Source organism: Moraxella sp., assembly GCF_024227015.1.
GTDB lineage: Bacteria > Pseudomonadota > Gammaproteobacteria > Pseudomonadales > Moraxellaceae > Moraxella.
The window spans coordinates 1-4905 of sequence record NZ_JAAELD010000281.1; the positions used below are offsets into that span (position 1 = coordinate 1).

General features: G+C 49.2%; 4 protein-coding genes. All 4 read right to left on the reverse strand.

Features of this window, described 5'->3' with window-relative positions:
- A partial coding sequence (locus GY683_RS06445) for a protein-disulfide reductase DsbD domain-containing protein (RefSeq protein ID WP_297287961.1) occupies positions 1-1733 on the reverse strand: 1733 nt, incomplete at its 3' end.
- A 124-nt stretch (positions 1734-1857) separates the two neighbouring features.
- Entirely contained in the window at positions 1858-1983 is a 126-nt protein-coding gene (gene cydX, locus GY683_RS06450; protein WP_036366232.1) for a cytochrome bd-I oxidase subunit CydX, read from the reverse strand.
- A 15-nt stretch (positions 1984-1998) separates the two neighbouring features.
- Positions 1999-3138, reverse strand: coding sequence for a cytochrome d ubiquinol oxidase subunit II (gene cydB, locus GY683_RS06455; protein WP_297287962.1), 1140 nt, complete (start codon positions 3136-3138; stop codon positions 1999-2001).
- A gap of 2 nt (positions 3139-3140) precedes the next feature.
- Complete coding sequence (locus GY683_RS06460) at positions 3141-4745, reverse strand: cytochrome ubiquinol oxidase subunit I (RefSeq protein ID WP_297287963.1); 1605 nt, start codon at positions 4743-4745, stop codon at positions 3141-3143.
- Positions 4746-4905 lie beyond the last annotated feature (160 nt).

Genomic DNA, 4905 nt, shown 5'->3' on the forward strand with positions numbered 1-4905 from the left:
TCAGCATGGACTACCGTTGATGCCTTCATCGCAGACAGCGGTCGCCACGCATCCGTAACACCCATCGATGCACCTGCCACCAAACACGCAGCCCAAATAAAGCCAGCGATAGCCAACACACGCGCAGGCATCTTAGCCAATCGCCACAGCCACACCGACACAATAATAAACCACGCTGCCCACAGCACCAGAACAACAGGCGAGACGAACACACGCTCGATCAATAGCAACGAGACCGCAAGCAGTAGCAGACCGCAGAATTCTTTCACGCGCGCCATCCAGACGCCCGCCTTAGGCATCCATTTGCCCTGAGCTGCGCCCATCAATATAAGAGGAAGCGACAGACCAATGCCAAGCATGAACAGCGCAAAGAACCCAAACAACACACTACCGCTGACTGACACCGCCGCAAGTGCACCCGCCATCGGTGCTGACACACAAGGCGACACCACCAAAGCCGATAACCCGCCCGCCAAGAAGCTACCGCCAATACTGCCAAGCTTATCATCAGCAGCTTGGGATTTGGCTTGTAGCTTATCTCGAATGGCGCTCGGCAGGCTAATCTTTAGCACATCAAACATATACAATGCCAACAAGGCAAACAACACCGCAAAGGCGATGAGCACAATGGGGTTCTGTAGATAGCCCAATATGTTTACCGTACGGCCCAGCCACGCAATGAGCGTACCCAACAGGCCATAAGCGGTGGCGACGCCCACGCCATAGGCGGCAGACAGCGCAAAGGCTTTTTTGCTATCGATGGTCTTTTGGCGGGCGACGATGTTCGCGACAATAGGAATCATCGGATACACACAAGGCGTAAATGCCAATAAAAGCCCCGCCAAGAATAACAACCCTAACGCCAATATAGGATTCTTGTGAATGCCAAACGGATCGCTCAGTGTCGGCGTGTGATTGAGCTCATACTGTCCGTCTTGGGATGTGGTTTTTTCTTTATTAGCGACCGGTACGCTTGATGCGCCTAAGTCGCCATTCTGATTGTCCGCATTGGCCGTTAATGTTTCGCCATCAGTGACGGTATCTTTATTAGGATCAGCTGATTGGTCTTGTTGATTTTGAGATTGATTAGGATCATTATCAGCTGCATCTTCGGATGACTTAACATCTTCTGGCTGATTGGAAGTGATCGGCGCGGCGATGTTTGATGCGGTCTTTTGTTCTGGTTGTGCTTTAGGTTTGGTATCCGCTGCGGCTTTGTCAGTCTTTGAATTGGTTGTATTGTCTTTGGCAGAGCTGCCTTTAATATCTGCTTGGAACTTTACCATCTCAGGTGGATAGCACAGCCCTGCCTTAGCACAGCCCTGCCAGCGGAGCGTCAAAGACTCACTCACATCCTTGGTCGCGCTTAATTTGGCACGAGCGGTCACATCTTCTTCAAATACCGCCACATTCCCGAATGTCGGGTCATCGATCATGCTGGCGGTCTTGTCAAATTGCCACTCACCAACACTGGCGCCATCAGGCGCTCTCACGCTGATCTTGTCGCGATAGACATAATGCTTGGGTGTGACCTTAAACGTCGCCACGACCTCATCACCTTCCACGCGCACGGCTACATTGAATGCTTCATGTACAGGTAGGAATTTTTGGGCTTTTTGTCCAAATAGAGCTGCAACCCCGCCATCTTGGGCAGTACTGGGTGCAGATACCGTTAATGGTAACACCGCCAACGTGGCGATTAGTAAGGAGTTTTTTAGATTGAATGATCGCATAAAACAGTAAAACACAGCCAAAAAATCGCATTATACCACCAATATCTATACAAATCGCCAAAAATACCAATATGAAAAAACCGCGCAACAAAAGCGTTACGCGGTTCTCTTTATTAATGATGAATCAATCAACATCGACATCTTTATAGAATGCATCGTGGCGCGATTCTTCAAATTCCACCCAGACTGCGCTGACTACTGCCAGCAGCACAGCAAAGCCTAAGCCTAATATCCATGCAAAATACCACATAATCCCCCCTAGTCGTTAATATAACGTATGTTCGTTTTCTTTGATGTATGCCTTCGTCACTTTGCCACGCATGATGGCATAGGCCCAGCTCGTATATGCCACGACCACAGGCAGAATCAGCACAACCACATACACCATCACCATGAGCGTGAACTGACTAGAAGTGCTGTCCCACACGGTCAGGCTAGAACGTGGATCGGAAGATGATGGCATATAGAATGGGAATAATGCCACGCCTGCTGTCATGATCACACCAAGCACAGACAGGCTCGATGCGATGAAGGCCAGTAGCGTCTTATTCACTCTCAATAACACCACCGCAACGAGCGCCATCACGATACCTAGCGCAGGGAATGCCCACAGAATAGGCTGTTCGTGATAGTTCTTCAACCAAGCACCCGACTCAAGCGTGACAGACTTTGAGATCGGATCGATCAACGCATTCTTATCAATACTGCTCGTGATGACATAGCCATCCATATTCGCCACAAAGAATCCCGCGATGATAAACAACACCACCATCAGCACCGATACAATGCCAGTGTAACGTATCGTTCTGGCTTGGATATCGCCCACGGTGCGATGCGCCAAATACGTACCGCCCTGCATGATAAGCATCGTCGCACTGACCAATCCACACAGTAGCGCAAATGGATTTAACAGCTCAAAGAACGACCCTGTATAAGTCGATACCAAGCTGCTATCAAAGCCAAAAGGCACACCCAAGAACAAGTTACCAAACGCCACGCCAAAAATCAAAGCAGGCGTGAACGAACCAATAAACAGCCCCCAATCCCATGCCGTGCGCCAGCGATCATCCTTAACCAGACTGCGATATTTAAAGCCAACAGGACGAAAGAACAACGCCCACAGTGCCGCCATAAGCGCCCAATAAAATCCGCTAAATGCTGTGGCATACACCAATGGCAATGCCGCAAATATCGCACCACCTGCCGTGATGAACCATACCTGATTCCCTTCCCAATGGGGTCCGATCGTGTTGATGATCACTCGGCGTTCTTCATCGCTCTTACCCACGAAAGGCAATAAGCTACACACGCCCATGTCATGCCCATCCATGATGGCAAAGCCAATAAGCAGCACGCCGACGAGCAGCCACCAGATGAGTTTTAGAGTTTCATAATCAAATAACATGGCTACACCTCTTTATGCTCGCTCGGATTGATGATGTTCGGACTTGTCTTTTCGCCATGATAGCGACCCGTGCCCAGACTGGCAGGACCCAGACGCACGTATTTTTGCATGAGATAAATCTCTACAATGAATAACGCCGTATAGAACACCACGAAGCCCGTCAATGACCAAATCACATTCAACACATCGATGTTCGACACAGACAGATGAGTTGGCAAGATGCCATACACCGTCCACGGCTGACGACCATATTCTGCCACGAACCACCCTGCTTCTGCCGCAATCCAAGGCGCAGGCAGCATGATGACAGCGAACTTGAGCAGCCAAGGCTTCTGCATGAACGTACCCTTAACCGTGTAGAACAGGCTTAACGCAAATAACACCAACATCAAAAAGCCAAGCCCCACCATCACACGAAACGACCAAAACATCGGCGTCACTCTAGGAATGGTATCATCTGTCGCCTGTGCGATCATCTCTGGCGTCGCCTGAGTGACATCGCTTGTGTATTTCTTAAGCAATAATCCAAAACCCAGATCGTTCTTATTCTTCTCAAAGCTCTCCAGCACCGCCTGATCAATCGCACGCCCTGCACTCTTATCCTCACGCATCTGATCTAGAGAGCTGACGGCGATGATGCCGTTTTTGATACGCTCTTCATTGATCGCCTTGATGTCATGAATGCCCAGAATCTGCTTATCAAGCGAGTGTGTGCCGATGATGCCCATCGCATAAGGTACATGCACCGCCCAGTTATTCTTCTCTTCTGCTTCATTAATGCTGGCGATGAGGTTAAAACTGGCAGGTGCAGGCTCAGTCTCCCACATCGCCTCCATGGTGGCAAGCTTGGTCTGCTGAGCCAATCCGATCGAATAACCCGACTCATCGCCCAGTACGATCGTACTACAGATCGATGCAAAGCCAAACGCTGCCGCCACGTGGAAGCTGCGTTTGGCAAATTCTACATCGCGTTTTTTGAGTAGGTACAGCGCTGAGATGGCAAGTACGAACACCGCGCCCACCACATAACCTGCTGACACCGTATGCACGAACTTATTCTGCGCATCAGGATTTAGCAGAATCTGCGTGAAGCTCGTCATCTCCATGCGCATCGTCTCATAATTAAACTCTGCACCGACAGGGTTCTGCATCCAGCCATTCGCCACCAGAATCCACAGCGCAGACAGGTTCGTCCCCAGCGCCATCATGATAGTCGTCATCAGATGCTGAACACGACTCATGCGCGCCCAACCAAAGAAAAAAAGCCCCACCATCGTCGATTCAAGAAAAAACGCCATCAAGCCTTCAATGGCAAGCGGCGCCCCAAAAATATCCCCCACATAGTGAGAGTAATAAGCCCAGTTCGTACCAAACTGAAATTCCATCGTAATTCCAGTCGTCACCCCAAGCGCAAAGTTAATCCCGAATAACTTCCCCCAGAACTTCGTCATGTCCTTCCAGATCTCTTTACCTGTAATGACATACACGCTCTCCATGATGACCAGCAGCCACGTCATGCCCAGCGTCAAGGGAATGAATAGAAAATGAAACAGCACCGTCACTGCAAACTGTAGCCGTGATATATCCACCAAATGCTCAGTAATCATATAGCACCTCTGTAGTTAACAAAATTACAACATCATTATACACTATATTATAACCACATTTAATAAATCTTGGTCAAATAAGACATAGAGATTCATATCACGCACCAGAATAAAAAAGCCCATCCCGTAGGATGAGCTTTTTTGATATCTAAATTCTAAA